Genomic DNA, 15,026 nt, shown 5'->3' with positions numbered 1-15,026 from the left:
TCCATTTTGCGACATGGACAATTTGTAATAACGGGCATCGGACGGCTCTCCCATCTCGGAATCTGGGGCAGGCCCCGTATATTGGGCCGACGCTAGATAACGGCTTCCGGGGCCGAAGCGGTTATTGCATAGACTCAACGGGTAGCGTTGAGGGTTGCAACGTCAACCCCGGATGGTGACGCAACCCAGGATGCCGCGCAAATTGGCTTCTCGAACTGAGAGAAGACCGATGCATCGGTTATGTGCCGGCAGACTGCTTTCGGGTCGGCGGCGTCAAAGTCAGTATCGACCTGTTCAATCCGCGGAAGCGGAAATTCATAGGTCGTGATATACGCGAATTGGCCATGCGGGACCTCTATCGGCAAAATCGATAAGCTGGCGGCGGTTATGCTGCCGAGCCAAAGCTTGTTTTCCGCAATGTCAACCAAGCCGCAGATTCGAGGCGTATCATGCTGGTCGAACTCACGGTCCAGGCCAACCAGCACGCTTATAATGGCATCTCGCGGATGATTACCTGCCTTCAGCCGCTCGTAAATTGGTCTTGTGTGAGTGCCATTGCTGACAACGGCAAAACGAGGACCCCAGATCAGACATTCATAGACGATATACGGGCTGCCTGATGCTGCGTCCGCACTTCCAGGCTTGGCGACAATTTGCACGGTGTTGCCCAGCTTTTCTGCGCTCCTGTTAGGGAATGATCTGCTCGAAACCCTGTAGGCAGCGACTAAATCCCCTTGTCGACTGCGACCAACTCCAACAATCCGACCAACATACATCTCGATCTTCTCCAGCCTAATATGGTTGCCAACGTAGCAATCGATCACCAGGCTGCCCATATCGCTGATCTTGAATACACACCGACTTTTCGTGCTGTCTAAATGCTCTTGGCGACGCAAACGGTTGTTGCGAAATTTTCGTTCCGGCTCGGTAAATGCGTCCTGACCAGGTCTTCAATCGCATGATACCTTGGATCCGTTAGGCGATGCCGTGGCAGCAAGGCCGCCGCGCATAACAGCGCTGCAAGTATTTGCAGGCCCTTAAAGGAATATTATAAGAGACTGAAGCATCGTTCGGCCTCTGATTGTCTCGGGACCCCAACGGCCTTTATGGAAGCGGATCTGAAAACCGGCAGGACGGACCCCGCGCTTGAAATCGATGTCAAGCGGGCCCAGGCTTCGACCATGCTCGAACGCCTGCGGTCGACGCTTTTCACGAATGCCGGCATATCGGCCTCGGCGCTCTTCGTGACCACGCTCAACCGCGGTCTGACGTTCTCCGCAAGCCTTTGGTTCGCCACCGTCATCGTCAGTCTCGTCCTGCGCACCGTCATGGCCGCGATCCTGAAACAGTGGGGGACCGTGGAGCAGGAACCGCAACAGGCGCTCAATGTCATGGCCGTCGGCGCCCTGCTCAGTGGCGTCGCCTGGGCCACCCTTCCCCTGTCTGTACCGAATTTCGAACCGCTGGGTGGAGATAGCGGGCTCTATCTCATCATGTGCGGCACGGCGACCGGCGCGGTCCTGATGGGCGTCGGGCACAGTCCTCTTTCGCTTGCCTTCGCGCTGCCCCCGCTCGCAGCCGTCATGTTTTCACTTGCCGTCAGCGGTCACGTCAGCGGCTGGCTGCTCGCTCTCAACGTCCTGGCGCTGACCATGGTCCTGATCCGCAGCAGCCGCACGAGCGAGGCCATCTTCATCAGCAATGTGCTCGCTAAGCTGAAGGCGACGGCGCTCGCCGACTCGCTGTCGTCGGCCAATTCCGATATCCTGCGTGCCAATCAGCGGCTGGAAGTGCTCGCGAATTGCGACCCGCTGACCGGCCTTGCCAACCGCGCCGCCTTCAACACGGCGCTCTCCGCCGGCATTTCCGCGGCGGTCGCGAGGGAGGAGAAACTCGCGCTCCTCATCCTCGATCTCGATCGCTTCAAGTCCATCAACGATACGCTCGGTCACAGCGCGGGCGATGCGGTGCTCGTCGAGGTCAGCGACCGGCTGCGTTCGGCGATCAACGGCAAGGGCGTCATCGCCCGGCTCGGCGGCGACGAGTTCGCCATCATCTTCGGCGGTCCGGATGCGCACGGCCTTGCCCGCGCGCAGGCCGAACGCATTCTCGAACACAGCCGCCAGCCGGTCATGCTCGAAGGGCATCCGACAATCGTCGGGACGTCGATCGGTGTCGCCATCTTTCCTGACCATGCCGATACCGCCGAGGACCTGTTCAGCTCCGCAGACATGGCGCTCTACCGCGCCAAGGACGGCGGCCGCCGCCAGTGGCGCGAATTCGAACCCGCCTTCCGCTCCCAGGCCGACCGCCGGCACCAGGTGGAGCAGGCGCTCGGCGATGCGCTGGCCGCCGGCGACATCGAGGCGTGGTTCCAGCCGCAGATCGAGCTTACATCCCGGGAGATCGTCGGTTTCGAGGCGCTGGTGCGCTGGCACCACCCTTATCTTGGACCGGTCTCGCCCCCCGAAATCGTCGCCGCCGCCCAGTCCACCAACCTCTCCGACCGGCTGACCGCCGCCATCGCCGAGTCCGCCTGCCGGCTGCTTGCCCGGCTGCCGTCCCTCGGCCTGCCGCGCGCGACCGTCGCGATCAACGTCTCGCCCCGCGAATTCGAGCTCTACTGCGTTCCCAGCCTGCTCGACCGGATCACCGCGGCTCACCGCATCGATCCCGCCCTGTTCGAGATCGAGATCACCGAGGAGGCGATCCTCGATACGCTGGTCTCCGGCGAGCAGCTCAAGCATATCGAGCGCTCCGGCTACAAGCTGGCGGTCGACGATTTCGGCGCCGGCCATTCCTCGCTCGCCTATCTGGTGGCGCTCAAGGTCGACCGGCTGAAGCTCGACCGCCGCTTCGTCACCGGCATCCGGGCAAGTCGGCAGAACCAGGAGATCGTCGGGGCCATGGCCGGCCTCGGCCGGGCGCTCTCCATGCAGGTGGTGATGGAAGGCGTCGAAAGCGAGGAGGAGGCCGAGGCTCTCAGGCCGCTCGGCATCGAGATCGCCCAGGGCTATTTCTTCGGCCGGCCGATGCCCGCCGAGCGCATTCCCGGCTGGATCGAAAGCCGCCGCGCGACCCTCAAGCGCGCCGTCGCGTAAGCGTTTCGCCGGCTCCGTCGCCTCGGAAAATCCGTTTCCCTTTTGTACTCGTTTTGTGACCCTGCCCCCTTCCCTTCGGCGCGATTCCCCTCCATATTCGGCGCATGGCCAGATCACCGAAAAAATCCCCGACCTCGAACCCCGGTTTTGAGGAAGCTCCGCAATCGTCCTTCGAAGGCGCGCCGTTTTCCGGCAGTGTTTCCGACTGGGTGAAGCAGCTCGAAGCCGAAGCGGAGGCGTCGTCGGTCGAAACGCAGCGCGAGATCGCCTCCAAGGCGGGCAAGCACCGCAAGAAGATCGAGATCGCGGCGCGCGAAGAGGCGATCAGGCAGGCCGCGAAGGATGCGGGCAAATCCGCACCCAAGACCGCCAAGAACACCACCGCCTCGAAGACCGCCCGCGGCGTGTCGATCGGCGCCTCGTCGGACCCGAAGACGCGCGCCCGCGCCGGGCTCAACCCGGTCGCCGGCCTCGACGTCTCGCTGGAAGACGCGCAGGCGCTGGCCCCCGGCGCCGTCACCGCCACGGTCGATGCGCTGGCGAAACTGATCGAAAGCGGCAACCCGCTCTTCAAGCACGGCCAGATCTGGACGCCGCACCGGCCCGAACGCCCGCAGAAATCCGAGGGCGGCATCGCCATCGAGATGGTCACCGAATACGCCCCCTCCGGCGACCAGCCGACCGCGATTGCCGACCTCGTCTCGGGCATCAACGACGGCGACCGTTCGCAGGTCCTGCTCGGCGTCACCGGCTCGGGCAAGACCTTCACCATGGCCAAGGTGATCGAGGCGACGCAGCGCCCGGCCGTGATCCTCGCGCCCAACAAGACGCTCGCCGCGCAGCTCTATTCGGAGTTCAGGAACTTCTTCCCGAACAACGCGGTCGAATATTTCGTCTCCTATTACGACTACTACCAGCCGGAAGCCTACGTGCCGCGCTCCGACACCTATATCGAGAAGGAATCGTCGATCAACGAGCAGATCGACCGGATGCGCCACGCCGCCACCCGCGCCATCCTGGAGCGCGACGACTGCATCATCGTCGCCTCGGTCTCCTGCATCTACGGTATCGGCTCGGTCGAGACCTATACGGCGATGACCTTCCAGATGACGGTCGGCGACCGGCTCGACCAGCGCCAGCTCCTGGCCGACCTCGTCGCCCAGCAGTACAAGCGGCAGGACATCAATTTCGTGCGCGGCTCGTTCCGCGTGCGCGGCGACACGATCGAAATCTTCCCCGCACACCTGGAGGATGCCGCCTGGCGCATCTCCATGTTCGGCGACGAGATCGACGCGATCACCGAATTCGATCCGCTGACCGGCCAGAAGACCGGCGACCTGAAGTCGGTGAAAATCTACGCCAACTCGCACTACGTCACGCCGCGCCCCACCCTCAACGCCGCCATCAAGGCGATCAAGGAGGAGCTCAAGCACCGCCTCGCCGAGCTCGAAAAGGCCGGCCGCCTGCTGGAAGCGCAGCGCCTCGAACAGCGCACCCGCTACGATCTCGAGATGATGGAGGCGACCGGCTCCTGCGCCGGCATCGAGAACTATTCGCGCTACCTCACCGGCCGCCGCCCCGGCGAGCCGCCGCCGACGCTGTTCGAATACATCCCGGACAACGCGCTGATCTTCATTGACGAGAGCCACGTCACCATTCCGCAGATCGGCGGCATGTATCGCGGCGACTTCCGCCGCAAGGCGACGCTGGCCGAATACGGCTTCCGCCTGCCGTCGTGCATGGACAACCGGCCGCTGCGCTTCGAGGAATGGGACGCGATGCGGCCGCAGACCGTCGCCGTCTCGGCGACCCCCGGCTCGTGGGAAATGGAACAGGCGGGCGGCGTCTTTGCCGAACAGGTCATCCGCCCGACCGGCCTCATCGACCCGCCCGTCGAGGTGCGTCCCGCCCGTTCCCAGGTGGACGACGTGCTCGGCGAGATCCGCGAGACATCAGCCAAGGGTTACCGCACGCTCTGCACCGTGCTCACCAAGCGCATGGCGGAAGACCTGACCGAATACCTGCACGAACAGGGCATCCGCGTCCGCTACATGCACTCGGACATCGACACGCTGGAGCGCATCGAGATCATCCGCGACCTGCGTCTCGGCGCCTTCGACTGCCTCGTCGGCATCAACCTGCTGCGCGAGGGCCTCGACATTCCCGAATGCGGCTTCGTCGCCATCCTCGACGCCGACAAGGAAGGGTTCCTGCGTTCCGAAACCTCGCTCATCCAGACGATCGGCCGCGCGGCGCGCAACGTCGACGGCAAGGTCATCCTTTATGCCGATAACGTCACCGGCTCGATGCAGCGGGCGATGGACGAGACCGCCCGCCGCCGCGAAAAGCAGATGGCCTACAATATCGAGCACGGCATCACGCCGGAATCGGTGAAGGCGAAGATCTCCGACATCCTCGACTCGGTCTACGAGCGCGACCACGTCCGCGCCGACATTTCCGGCGTCTCCGGCAAGGGCTTTGCCGATGGCGGCCATCTGGTCGGCAACAATCTGCAGGCGCATCTCAACGCGCTGGAAAAATCCATGCGCGACGCCGCCGCCGACCTCGACTTCGAAAAAGCCGCCCGCCTGCGCGACGAAATCAAACGCCTCAAGGCCGCCGAGCTTGCGGTCATGGACGATCCGATGGCCAAGGATGAGGCGCGGTCCGCGGAGCGGAGCAATCGATCCGGTGAATCGATTGCAGCGCCGAATGCCCGGAGCCAAAGCGACGGGCCGGCAAAAGGCGCGCCAGGCAAATCCCTCTTCGCCAAACCCTCGCTCGACGACATGGGACCGGGCACCGACATGCCGACGCCGCTCTTCCGCAAGAACACGCTCGACGAAATGACCGTCGGCCGGACGGAAAAGCCGGTCGACAAGAGGCGTGAAGTGCCGGAGGCACGACAAGGATCAAAAGAGGGCAAGGTGCCGCCGAAGCCGTCGGAGACGGAACCCGGCAAGCGCTTCTCGCCCTTGCTCGAAGGCCAGCCCGAGCGCGATGACGGCGTGCGTCCGGTCGTCAGAGGGAAGGTAGGCGCCGGCTCCTATGAAGACGCCGGCGAGCAGAAGCGCAAGAGCCGCACCAAGGGCAAGACCGGCCGGCCGGGACGGTAATCTGTCCCGCGCCTGCAATTCCAGGCTGCATGCCTGCGGCCCGCATCTCGACAATTGAAATGTTCGATGAAATACTCCCTAAAGTTGATATTACGGGGGTAAGTCAATGACGGGGCAGCAAGACGCAAAGTGGGTACAGTTGGCCGATGATCATGCGGCAAAAGTATCGGCCACGATAAAATACTATCTCAAGGAGATTGAAGACTGCGCGACGCGTGACAGGCAATTGTCGGTCGCGGTCATGATTCTCGGCATTCTGACGCCTGTGCTCGTCGCGCAGGTCGCGGTGTGGGACGGTGATGTGGGTCTTGTGCTGAAGGTCGGTTCGATCGTGACCGCGACGGCGCTCGCGGTCACCGAGGGGCTAAGGAAAATCTACGCCTACGACAAACGATGGGCGGCCAGTTACACGGCGCTGCTGGCTTTGCGGCGCGCACGGGCTGACTACAAGATCAGGAGGCTCGGCTTGCCGCCCGGCAGCGAGGAATGGAAAAAGAGTTTCATCACCTACCAGAATCTCTATCACGACACGATCGCCAAGGAGACCCAGGACTTTTTCACGCATCTCGGAAAGGCGGAAAAACAAACCGAAGCCGACAAGCCAACGACTTGAAACGAGTTGTCTCCGTCGAGACCTTGTCGAGGAGCAATGCTCCCTCACCCGAACCTTTCATCGATATGCTGCACCTGCTCGGAAATCACGTTGTCGATCACCACATGCGAGAGCAGCGTCGGACCGACGGCCCAGAGCGCCCGCATATGGTCGGTATCCTCGTGACGCCGATGCGCCTCCTCGCTGGTGAAGGCTTCGGCCAGCAATATCCTGTCCGGATCGTCCGGCATGGGCACGAGCTCGATGTAGAGACAGTCCGGATCGAGCCGGCTCTTTTCCAGATGCTCCCGCGCCGCCTCCAGATAGTCCGCCCGTTTGCCGGGCTTGGCGGTGAAGAACCCGACGATGATTTTCATGCGGTGCTCCTGTGGATTTGGTGCCCGGATAAACAGATGGAGCGGATAGGAGGTAGGGCGAGGGGTTGAGACACCAGTGGCAGAAGTATGAAGGGGATGAAGGGAGAAGGTAGGCCACCGGTGCGCTAGGGTTGAAAGGCCTTCCCGTCTGACAATCTACCTAAAGCGGCCCAAAGGCTTTCCATTACGGTATCTTCCAACTGAGCGTAAAAAGGAGACTTAATGTCAATAAAAGGGATCTTTTTATCATCTATATATTCCTGCAGCACTCCCTCGCTGTTTTTTCTCTTGTTTCTCTGAAAAAACTCGCGATAACGCCGCGGGGTGGTGCCATAAAAGTGGGAGAACTCTACCGCCGGATAGGCTTGGTATTTGCCTCGCTCCTGTTTATCGATATTGATCGAGTCCGCGTGGAGGCGGGCAGCTAAACTCTTCGGATATGGTTCTAGATAGATGACCTGACCGATGCCACTTGAAACAATGTGTTTTGCACACATGTGGCAAGGAAAGGTTGTGGTGTATAAGATTGCGTCACGCAAAGCTCCTCTTAACCTCGCAGCGTCCGATATAGCAGACATCTCCGCGTGAACTATTCGACCATACTCAAGCGCGTCCATAAAACTTGAGTCGAGGAGATTTTCCTTCTGTTCTTCGGATAGATTGTCCCAGCTCAGTCCGAGTTTTCTTACAACATCTTCGAGTATCTCTGCCTTACGTTTATCGTTGGAATCAATCTTTCTTCTGAATTCTCGATCATCGAAATCTTCATCCGGCCAATACGTGCCGCCGCCCGCTTTGGGAACTTCATTTGATCCCAAAGCAATAACGTATTTCTCTGAATGGCGCTCCAACAAGTTTGAACGGTTGAGTGATACTTCTAATGTAGAAAAAAAGGTTGCACCTTCGAAAACCAACAAGCGAAAGAAAGCAGAATGAGGGTGCGACAGGCCGACATTTTCCCGGTTTGCGTTCCGCCACCTCTGCATGCTCACTTCGCCCCCACAAACACCACCCGGGGGCAGTTTTACCCCTCTCCTGAAAAATCCAGCACTTAGCTTATCAGCTAAGTGCTGGATTTTTCTTCCTCTCCCGCAATGGGAGAGGTCGGCGGCGTGCTTTGCTCCACCCCACATCTACAACCCTCCCAAAACCACCCCGCGTTAAACCTCCCTCAACCGGCCCGTGGCTATATCTGCGCCGCGCGAACAGAAGGGAGAACCCATGGCGATGATCGGCTTCAAGAACACCCATAACCAGGATGTCTACGTCAATCCGGCGCAGGTGCTCTATGTGACGCCCTTCGAGGACGGCGTTTCGATCATCGCTTTCGCCATGGCCGGCAGCGGCGGCAAGCCCGTCGCGCTTTATGTCCGCGGCGGCGTCGATGCCGTCCAGCAGCGGCTGAGCGGCAAGCCGGCCCGCTGAACCGCGCCACGTCTCCCGCAAAAGACCGGCTTTCCGGACGCCGCCCGCGCCCCGCGAGCCGGGACGATCCGGCGCGCCCGCTCCAATGGGATCAACGGCTTGCGCGAAATTCCGTCCGCGCCCATCCCCGCACTTCCGCCTCATGCCTACAATTCCCCCGTCCCGCATCGGATACGCTGGCAGGCGTGCCAGTGAGGCGGGGCCGGCGCCGGGTGTGAGGAAACGACGTAAGTCCTTGCATTCGGGGTTCGCGGAAAATGGTCTCCCTCCGGCGACGTGGGGGCGGATGAGACGCTGTCGGACCGACGTCTCGTTTCGCTTCCTTGCATTGGGCGCCGGGCGTGCCTGTGAGGCATTGGAGGGTGACGGGACAGCGCCATGCGGCGTCCGGGGGTTTTGCTTGAAAGCCCGGCCGCGCGGCGCAGGTGGAAGACGGTGCCCCCCGACGGCTCGCGAATGAGCAATCGGGACCGGTGGTCATGGCCGCGGCACCGTAAGTCTAAAGAGCGTGCATGACACCCTCCCGCTCGGGAGGGACACGCCACAGTTCCCACAGACCCCGTCATCGCAGAGGGACCGGAGTCGCGGGCATAAACCGCCGAATGGGGCGCTGAGAGGTGCTACCCAAAACTAAAACTTAAGAGGCAGCTTTCAGCGCCCCGTCCGATCCTCGGGTTCAACCCGAGGAGAAATTCCGACCATCGCCAAGGGAGGACTCCGTCCAGCCCATCCCACCCATTCACCAACGGAGCGCCCATGACAGATCCCAGCCTCCCGTCCCTCGAAACCCGCATCAGCCGCCGTCTCGCCGAAGTCCTCGGCATGCCGCGGCTCTGCCCGCGCCGTGCCTGCCGCACCGGGTGCTGCGCGGCCGCCGTCTCCGCGGATGGCGAGCCCGAATGCGTCGGCACCCTGCAGGCGACGCATCGCACTCTCTTCGCCGGACAGAGAAAGATCGCCGGCGGCTGTGCCGCGCGGTTTTCCCGACGGGACTCCTTGCCCGAAGCGGAAAACGAGGAGCAGACTTTTATACTGAGGCTCAACCTCTCCGCGGCCGTCGCCGCGCTTGCCGAGGAACCCGCCAACCGCCCGGCCCTGCGCGGCTGGCTGCGCCGTCTTCGCCTCCCGCCGGTCGCCCCGCCGCCGCCAGGCATCGCCCGCGCCTTCCAGAGATTCGGCAGGGTCGCGGAGGAGGAAGAGACGTTCGTGGAGGGCGGGCAGTGATCGATGTCGAAGAGGCGGAAAGGGCGTAATGAGGCCGCGCATGCCGCACCGGCGTCCTGGCCGCTCGCTTTAGGCTCGCGGCGTTCGGTCCTCGAAACGATTCACTGGATCGTTTCGTCGGCTGCGCCGACCGGACCTCACCCCACAAACGCCCGTTCGATGACGAATTCGGCCGGCTTGCTGTTGGCGCCTTCGGTCAGCCCCGCCTTTTCGAGCAGCGCCTTGGTGTCCTTCAGCATGTCGGACGAACCGCAGATCATGCCGCGATCGGTTTCCGGGTCGAGCGGCGGGACGCCCAGATCGGTGAACAGCTTGCCGCTCGTGATCAGGTCGGTGATGCGGCCCTTGTGCCAGAATTCCTCGCGGGTGACGGTCGGGTAATGCTTCAGCTTGTCCCCGACGATCTCGGCCAGGAATTCGTGGTTCCTGATCTCCTCCATGAGGTCGAAGCCGTATTTCAGCTCGGCCACCTCGCGGCAGGTATGGGTGAGGATCACCTCGTCGAACTTTTCGTAGGTCTCGGGGTCGCGGATGAGGCTTGCGAAGGGCGCAATGCCGGTGCCGGTCGAGAACATGTAGAGCCGCTTGCCCGGCGTCAGCGCATCGAGCACCAGCGTGCCGGTCGGCTTCTTGCGCATCAGCACGATATCGCCCGGCTGGATCTTCTGGAGATGCGAGGTGAGCGGGCCGTCCGGCACCTTGATCGAGAAGAATTCCAGCTCCTCGTCCCAGGCGGGGCTCGCCACCGAATAGGCGCGGTAGATCGGCTTGTCGCCGACCATCAGGCCGATCATCGCGAACTCGCCCGAGCGGAAGCGGAAACCGGCCGGCCGCGTCATGCGGAAGCGGAACAGGCGGTCGGTGTAATGCTCGACGTCAAGCACCGTCTCGGCATAAACGCCGTCGGGGATCTTGACCGCAAATTCTTCTGTCTTCGCTGGAGCGTTCATGCCTGTCCGTCTCGTCTCAGTCTGTGGCCCATCTTTCGCACTAGCGAAATATACCATAAGGCCGTTCATTTGAAGGCACCCGCGTCCTCAAGTCGCGGGGCTTCAGGGAAAATATGTGCCGGAAAATCCGCTTTCCGCCTCAGGCGGTCGCGGTGCGGCGGCGCCAGCTGTAGCCGGGTGCCTTTTCCGCCGCCCTCGCCGTCGGCTGGTAATGGACCGCAATACCCGGCAGGCGCCCCTCCTCCAGCCGCTTCAGCGCGGTCGCGTTCGTCACCGCAAAACTGTCGATGCCGACCCTGAGCATCAGCGGCACCTGGTCGATCAGCACATCGCCCACAGCGCGCAATTCGTTGCGGTAGGCGAGCCGGTCGCGTAGCAGCGAGGCATGGCTGAACGCGCGGCCGTCGTTGAAGGCGGGAAATTCCACCGCGACGATCTCGAGGCGGTAGAGATAGGGCTCGAGCTTGTGGACATCGTCACCGGGCCTGATCAGCACGCCGAGGCCGACATCGTTGCTGGATTCCGCCTTCTCGATCAGTTGCTCCAGCGGCAGCAGCGCCTTCTGCTCCTCGCTCGCCTTCACCTCTTCGGTCTCGATCACCCAGGGGTCGTTCTCGACGAAGCCGGTTTCTCTCCAGATCCTGGTCATTTACGCAGCCTCCGCCTTGGCATCGCCATAGAGCGCTTCCTTGAACGGCTGCGGCCCGACCCGGCGATAGGCATCGAGGAAGGTCTCCTCCTTCGAGAGCCGCAAGGCCAGATAGGTGTCGACGATCGTCTCGACCGCGTCCGTCACCTTGCTCGGCTCGAAGCCGCGGCCGATGATCTCGCCGATCGAGGTGTTCTCGTCCGCCGAACCGCCAAGCGTGATCTGGTAGAGCTCGGCGCCCTTCTTCTCGACGCCGAGCAGCCCGATATGGCCGACATGGTGGTGGCCGCAGGCATTGATGCAGCCGGAGATCTTGATCTTCAGCTCGCCGATCTCGGCCTGGCGTTCCGGCGAACCGAAACGGGTGGAGATTTCCTGCGCCACGGGAATGGAGCGGGCATTCGCCAGCGCGCAGTAGTCGAGCCCCGGACAGGCGATGACATCTGTGATCAGCCCGGCATTGGCGGTCGCCAGATTGTGGGCGACCAGCGCCCGGTAGAGCGGCTCCAGATCGGCCAGCGCCACATGCGGGAAAATCACGTTCTGCTCGTGGCTGATGCGGATTTCGTCGAAGGCGAATTCCTCCGCCAGATCGGCGATCAGGTCCATCTGCTCGTGCGACGCATCGCCCGGAATGCCGCCGATCGGCTTCAACGAGATCGTCACCATGCCGTAATCGGGATGCTTGTGCGGCTGCACATTCTGGCTTACCCAGCGGGCGAACGCCTCGTCCTGTTTCTTCCAGCCCGCAAGCTGCGCCCAGCCTTCGGCGCGATCCGGCAGAGCCGGCGGCGCGAAATAGGCGGCGATCGCGACCACGTCGGCTTCCGGCAGCTTCAGCTCTGTCTCCCGCAGGTGGGCGAATTCCTCCTCTACCTGACGCGTCAGTTCCTCCGCGCCGGTTTCATGCACCAGTATCTTGATGCGAGCCTTGTACTTGTTGTCGCGGCGGCCGTGCAGGTTATAGACGCGCATGATCGCCGTCACATAAGAAAGAAGATCAGCTTCCGGCAGGAAATCTTTGATCTTCTTTGCAATCAGCGGCGTACGCCCCTGCCCGCCGCCGACATAGACGGCAAAGCCCAGCTCGCCCTTGTCGTTCTTCTTCAGATGCAGGCCGACGTCGTGCACCTGGATCGCCGCGCGATCCCGCTCGGCGCCGGTCACGGCAATCTTGAACTTGCGCGGCAGGAAGGAGAATTCCGGATGAACGGACGACCACTGGCGCAGGATTTCCGCATAGGGCCGCGGATCGGCCACTTCGTCCGCGGCGGCACCGGCGAAATGGTCGGCCGTGACGTTGCGGATGCAGTTGCCGGAGGTCTGCAGCGCATGCATCTCGACGGTCGCGAGTTCCGCCAGGATATCCGGCGTGTCAGAGAGCTTCGGCCAGTTGAACTGGATGTTCTGGCGGGTGGTGAAATGCCCGTAACCGCGGTCATACTTGCGGGCGATATGGGCCAGCATGCGCATCTGCTTCGAATTCAGCGTGCCGTAGGGAATCGCGATGCGCAGCATATAGGCGTGAAGCTGAAGATAGACGCCGTTCATCAGGCGCAGCGGCTTGAAAGCGTCCTCCGCCAGTTCGCCGGAAAGGCGGCGCGCCACCTGATCGCGGAACTGCTCCACGCGGCTTGTGACAAAAGCGTGGTCGAATTCGTCGTAACGGTACATGGTTTCCTCAGACTGCGATGAAGGCCGGATCGGCTGCGCGATAGCCGGCGGCATATTCCATGGTCGGGCCTTGAGCGCGAATACGCTCGCGAAGGCGGATCGGCCAGAGCTTGCCGCCCTGCTCCTCCACATCGACGACCGCGATGTCGACGACCTTGTTCTCGGCGAAATCGCGCTTGCCGATCGCCTCCAGCGAGACGACAGCTTCCGCGTGGCGCGCAACAAGCGCGTCCTGCAGGTTTTCCACCCATCGGCCGTTCGCATCGAGCCAGACGGCGATGCCGTCGGTCAGGCGGTTGGCGGTTAGAACCTTGTCGGTCATCCTCTTATTCCTGTCGTTTCCCGAACCGCAGCCCTGAAAACTGACAATGGCTCGGATTTTTCGAAATTCGCGCCGGCGACAGCCTCGCCGATGATCACCATGACGGGACCGACGAGATCGTCGCGCGCCTGAAGATCCGGCAGTTCGCCGAGGACCCCATGGAAAAGCCGGTGGTCGGCGCGGCTGGCATTCTCGACCACGGCGACCGTCGTCTCCGGCGCGAGGCCGGCGTCCATCAGACGTTCCGCCACGGAAGCGGCGACCGTGCGGCCCATATAGACGGCGATCGTCGCGCCCGAAACGGCGAGGCTTGCCCAGTCCGGCAGCACGTCGCCGGTCAGGTCGTGTCCCGTCGTGAAGATCAGCGACGAAGCGACGCCGCGCAGCGTCAGCGGCAGGTCGAAATCGGCGGCGGCGGCAAAGGCCGACGTGATGCCCGGCACGATCTCGTAGGCGATGCCCGCCTCACGGAGCGCCGCCATCTCCTCGCCAGCGCGGCCGTAGACGAGCGGATCGCCGGATTTCAGACGCACGACACGCTTGCCCTGGCGGCCGAGCTCGACCAGCAGACGATTGATCTCATCTTGCGATTTCGAATGGCAGTTCTTGCGCTTGCCGACCGAAAGGCGCTCGGCATCGCGGCGACCCATGTCGACGATCGCCGGCGGCACGAGCGCGTCATAGACGATCACATCAGCTTCCATCAGCACCCGCTGTGCGCGCAGCGTCAAAAGGTCCTCGGCACCCGGACCGGCGCCGACCAGCCAGATCTTGCCTTCGGCGCGACCGGTGGCGGACAAGAGCGCATTGGCCATGCGGCGGGCAGCGGCATTGTCACCGGCATCGACGGCGTCGGCCACAGCGCCGGAAAAGAAGCGCCGCCAGAAGATGCGCCGCGACACGCCACGCGGCACAAGCCGTTCGGCTGCATCGCGATATTCGGCTGCAAGCCGGGCAAGCGCACCGAGCGAAGGCGACAGCATCCGGTCGATGCGGGCGCGGATCATCTGGGCGAGAACCGGCCCTGCCCCTTCGGTACCGATCGCCACGGCGACCGGGGCCCTGTTGACCAGGGCCGGAGTGTAGAAATCGCAGAAATCCGGCTGATCGACCGCGTTTGCGGGTATCTTCTCCGCGCGGGCGGCCATTACGATCGCCCGGTCCAGCGCAGCATCACCGGTCGCGGCAAACACCAGTACAGCGCCCTTCACCTGTTCCGGTGAAAACAGGGCGCGAACGGTTTCGATGCCCTCAGCGGCAAGCCAGACGGCATAATCCGCTTCCGGTGCCGGCGCATAGGCGACGATCCCGGCATCCGTATTGCGCAGCAGCCGGGCCTTGGCGAAAGCCTCGTCGCCATTGCCGAACACCAGCGCGCTCCTGCCGCTGACACGGAAGAAGGCCGGGAAAACCGACAGGCGATCTGGAGTTGAGAACATGCGCGTACCTTGAACCATAATAAGGCACTATCCGCGATCACTCACCGAAGTTGAAGGAATGGATATGCGAAGTGTGCTGCGTCGCGGTATTTCTGTTTCGCGTTCCGCGGCTTCTTGAGCAAAAGCCACCGCAGGCTGTCTTTCTCAGCCTTTTCCG

13 protein-coding genes are annotated in these 15,026 nt (G+C 62.6%); 5 read left to right on the top strand and 8 right to left on the bottom strand.

Annotated elements, in window-relative coordinates:
• Window positions 1–134 precede the first annotated feature (134 nt).
• Entirely contained in the window at window positions 135–836 is a 702-nt protein-coding gene (locus J2046_RS20965) for an IMP cyclohydrolase (RefSeq protein ID WP_233470183.1), read from the bottom strand.
• Between the two features lie 270 nt (window positions 837–1,106).
• Between J2046_RS20965 and J2046_RS20960 the strand changes: the two genes are divergently transcribed.
• The 3 genes from J2046_RS20960 to J2046_RS20950 all read left to right on the top strand — a co-directional run bounded on the left by J2046_RS20960 (window position 1,107) and on the right by J2046_RS20950 (window position 6,830).
• Window positions 1,107–3,101 carry a putative bifunctional diguanylate cyclase/phosphodiesterase gene (locus J2046_RS20960; RefSeq protein ID WP_210055229.1) on the top strand — a complete coding sequence of 665 codons (1,995 nt, stop codon included), beginning with the start codon at window positions 1,107–1,109 and terminating at the stop codon, window positions 3,099–3,101.
• Between the two features lie 104 nt (window positions 3,102–3,205).
• A complete protein-coding gene (gene uvrB, locus J2046_RS20955) occupies window positions 3,206–6,217 on the top strand; it encodes an excinuclease ABC subunit UvrB (protein WP_210055227.1) in 3,012 nt (1,003 codons plus the stop codon).
• A gap of 106 nt (window positions 6,218–6,323) precedes the next feature.
• The gene (locus tag J2046_RS20950; protein ID WP_210055225.1) at window positions 6,324–6,830 is read left to right on the top strand and encodes a DUF4231 domain-containing protein; all 507 of its coding nucleotides are present in this window, start codon (window positions 6,324–6,326) and stop codon (window positions 6,828–6,830) included.
• A 44-nt stretch (window positions 6,831–6,874) separates the two neighbouring features.
• Here J2046_RS20950 and J2046_RS20945 read toward each other — a convergent pair whose 3' ends face one another.
• Together J2046_RS20945 and J2046_RS20940 are read right to left on the bottom strand one after the other, a co-directional pair.
• Window positions 6,875–7,186, bottom strand: coding sequence for a putative quinol monooxygenase (locus J2046_RS20945; RefSeq protein WP_210055223.1), 312 nt, complete (start codon window positions 7,184–7,186; stop codon window positions 6,875–6,877).
• Window positions 7,187–7,311: 125 nt separating this feature from the next.
• A complete protein-coding gene (locus tag J2046_RS20940; RefSeq protein WP_233470182.1) occupies window positions 7,312–8,319 on the bottom strand; it encodes a deaminase in 1,008 nt (335 codons plus the stop codon).
• An 88-nt stretch (window positions 8,320–8,407) separates the two neighbouring features.
• Here J2046_RS20940 and J2046_RS20935 point away from each other — a divergent pair, with 88 nt between their 5' ends.
• Together J2046_RS20935 and J2046_RS20930 are read left to right on the top strand one after the other, a co-directional pair.
• Complete coding sequence (locus tag J2046_RS20935) at window positions 8,408–8,611, top strand: hypothetical protein (RefSeq protein WP_210055221.1); 204 nt, start codon at window positions 8,408–8,410, stop codon at window positions 8,609–8,611.
• A 756-nt stretch (window positions 8,612–9,367) separates the two neighbouring features.
• Window positions 9,368–9,835, top strand: coding sequence for a hypothetical protein (locus J2046_RS20930; protein ID WP_210055219.1), 468 nt, complete (start codon window positions 9,368–9,370; stop codon window positions 9,833–9,835).
• A gap of 137 nt (window positions 9,836–9,972) precedes the next feature.
• Here J2046_RS20930 and J2046_RS20925 read toward each other — a convergent pair whose 3' ends face one another.
• The 5 genes from J2046_RS20925 to cysG form a co-directional block, all read right to left on the bottom strand.
• Window positions 9,973–10,785 carry a ferredoxin--NADP reductase gene (locus J2046_RS20925; protein ID WP_210055217.1) on the bottom strand — a complete coding sequence of 271 codons (813 nt, stop codon included), beginning with the start codon at window positions 10,783–10,785 and terminating at the stop codon, window positions 9,973–9,975.
• Between the two features lie 139 nt (window positions 10,786–10,924).
• Window positions 10,925–11,434, bottom strand: coding sequence for a DUF934 domain-containing protein (locus J2046_RS20920; protein ID WP_210055216.1), 510 nt, complete (start codon window positions 11,432–11,434; stop codon window positions 10,925–10,927).
• On the bottom strand, window positions 11,435–13,108 hold the full coding sequence (locus tag J2046_RS20915) for a nitrite/sulfite reductase (protein ID WP_210055214.1): 1,674 nt from the start codon (window positions 13,106–13,108) through the stop codon (window positions 11,435–11,437).
• A gap of 7 nt (window positions 13,109–13,115) precedes the next feature.
• On the bottom strand, window positions 13,116–13,430 hold the full coding sequence (locus J2046_RS20910) for a DUF2849 domain-containing protein (RefSeq protein ID WP_210055212.1): 315 nt from the start codon (window positions 13,428–13,430) through the stop codon (window positions 13,116–13,118).
• The gene (gene cysG, locus J2046_RS20905) at window positions 13,427–14,869 is read right to left on the bottom strand and encodes a siroheme synthase CysG (RefSeq protein WP_210055210.1); all 1,443 of its coding nucleotides are present in this window, start codon (window positions 14,867–14,869) and stop codon (window positions 13,427–13,429) included. The genes J2046_RS20910 and cysG overlap by 4 nt, the downstream gene beginning before the upstream one ends.
• Window positions 14,870–15,026 lie beyond the last annotated feature (157 nt).

The sequence above is a fragment of the Neorhizobium petrolearium genome (assembly GCF_017873175.1).
Lineage (GTDB): Bacteria > Pseudomonadota > Alphaproteobacteria > Rhizobiales > Rhizobiaceae > Neorhizobium > Neorhizobium petrolearium.
This window is presented reverse-complemented; position numbering and strand designations above follow the sequence as displayed.

Bases quoted from the DNA above. Each gene is read 5' to 3' on its own strand.
- J2046_RS20965 (WP_233470183.1), bottom strand. From the start codon at position 836: ATGGGCAGCCTGGTGATCGATTGCTACGTTGGCAACCATATTAGGCTG.
- J2046_RS20960 (WP_210055229.1), top strand. From the start codon at position 1,107: ATGGAAGCGGATCTGAAAACCGGCAGGACGGACCCCGCGCTTGAAATC.
- uvrB (WP_210055227.1), top strand. From the start codon at position 3,206: ATGGCCAGATCACCGAAAAAATCCCCGACCTCGAACCCCGGTTTTGAG.
- J2046_RS20950 (WP_210055225.1), top strand. From the start codon at position 6,324: ATGACGGGGCAGCAAGACGCAAAGTGGGTACAGTTGGCCGATGATCAT.
- J2046_RS20945 (WP_210055223.1), bottom strand. From the start codon at position 7,186: ATGAAAATCATCGTCGGGTTCTTCACCGCCAAGCCCGGCAAACGGGCG.
- J2046_RS20940 (WP_233470182.1), bottom strand. From the start codon at position 8,319: ATGTGGGGTGGAGCAAAGCACGCCGCCGACCTCTCCCATTGCGGGAGA.
- J2046_RS20935 (WP_210055221.1), top strand. From the start codon at position 8,408: ATGGCGATGATCGGCTTCAAGAACACCCATAACCAGGATGTCTACGTC.
- J2046_RS20930 (WP_210055219.1), top strand. From the start codon at position 9,368: ATGACAGATCCCAGCCTCCCGTCCCTCGAAACCCGCATCAGCCGCCGT.
- J2046_RS20925 (WP_210055217.1), bottom strand. From the start codon at position 10,785: ATGAACGCTCCAGCGAAGACAGAAGAATTTGCGGTCAAGATCCCCGAC.
- J2046_RS20920 (WP_210055216.1), bottom strand. From the start codon at position 11,434: ATGACCAGGATCTGGAGAGAAACCGGCTTCGTCGAGAACGACCCCTGG.
- J2046_RS20915 (WP_210055214.1), bottom strand. From the start codon at position 13,108: ATGTACCGTTACGACGAATTCGACCACGCTTTTGTCACAAGCCGCGTG.
- J2046_RS20910 (WP_210055212.1), bottom strand. From the start codon at position 13,430: ATGACCGACAAGGTTCTAACCGCCAACCGCCTGACCGACGGCATCGCC.
- cysG (WP_210055210.1), bottom strand. From the start codon at position 14,869: ATGTTCTCAACTCCAGATCGCCTGTCGGTTTTCCCGGCCTTCTTCCGT.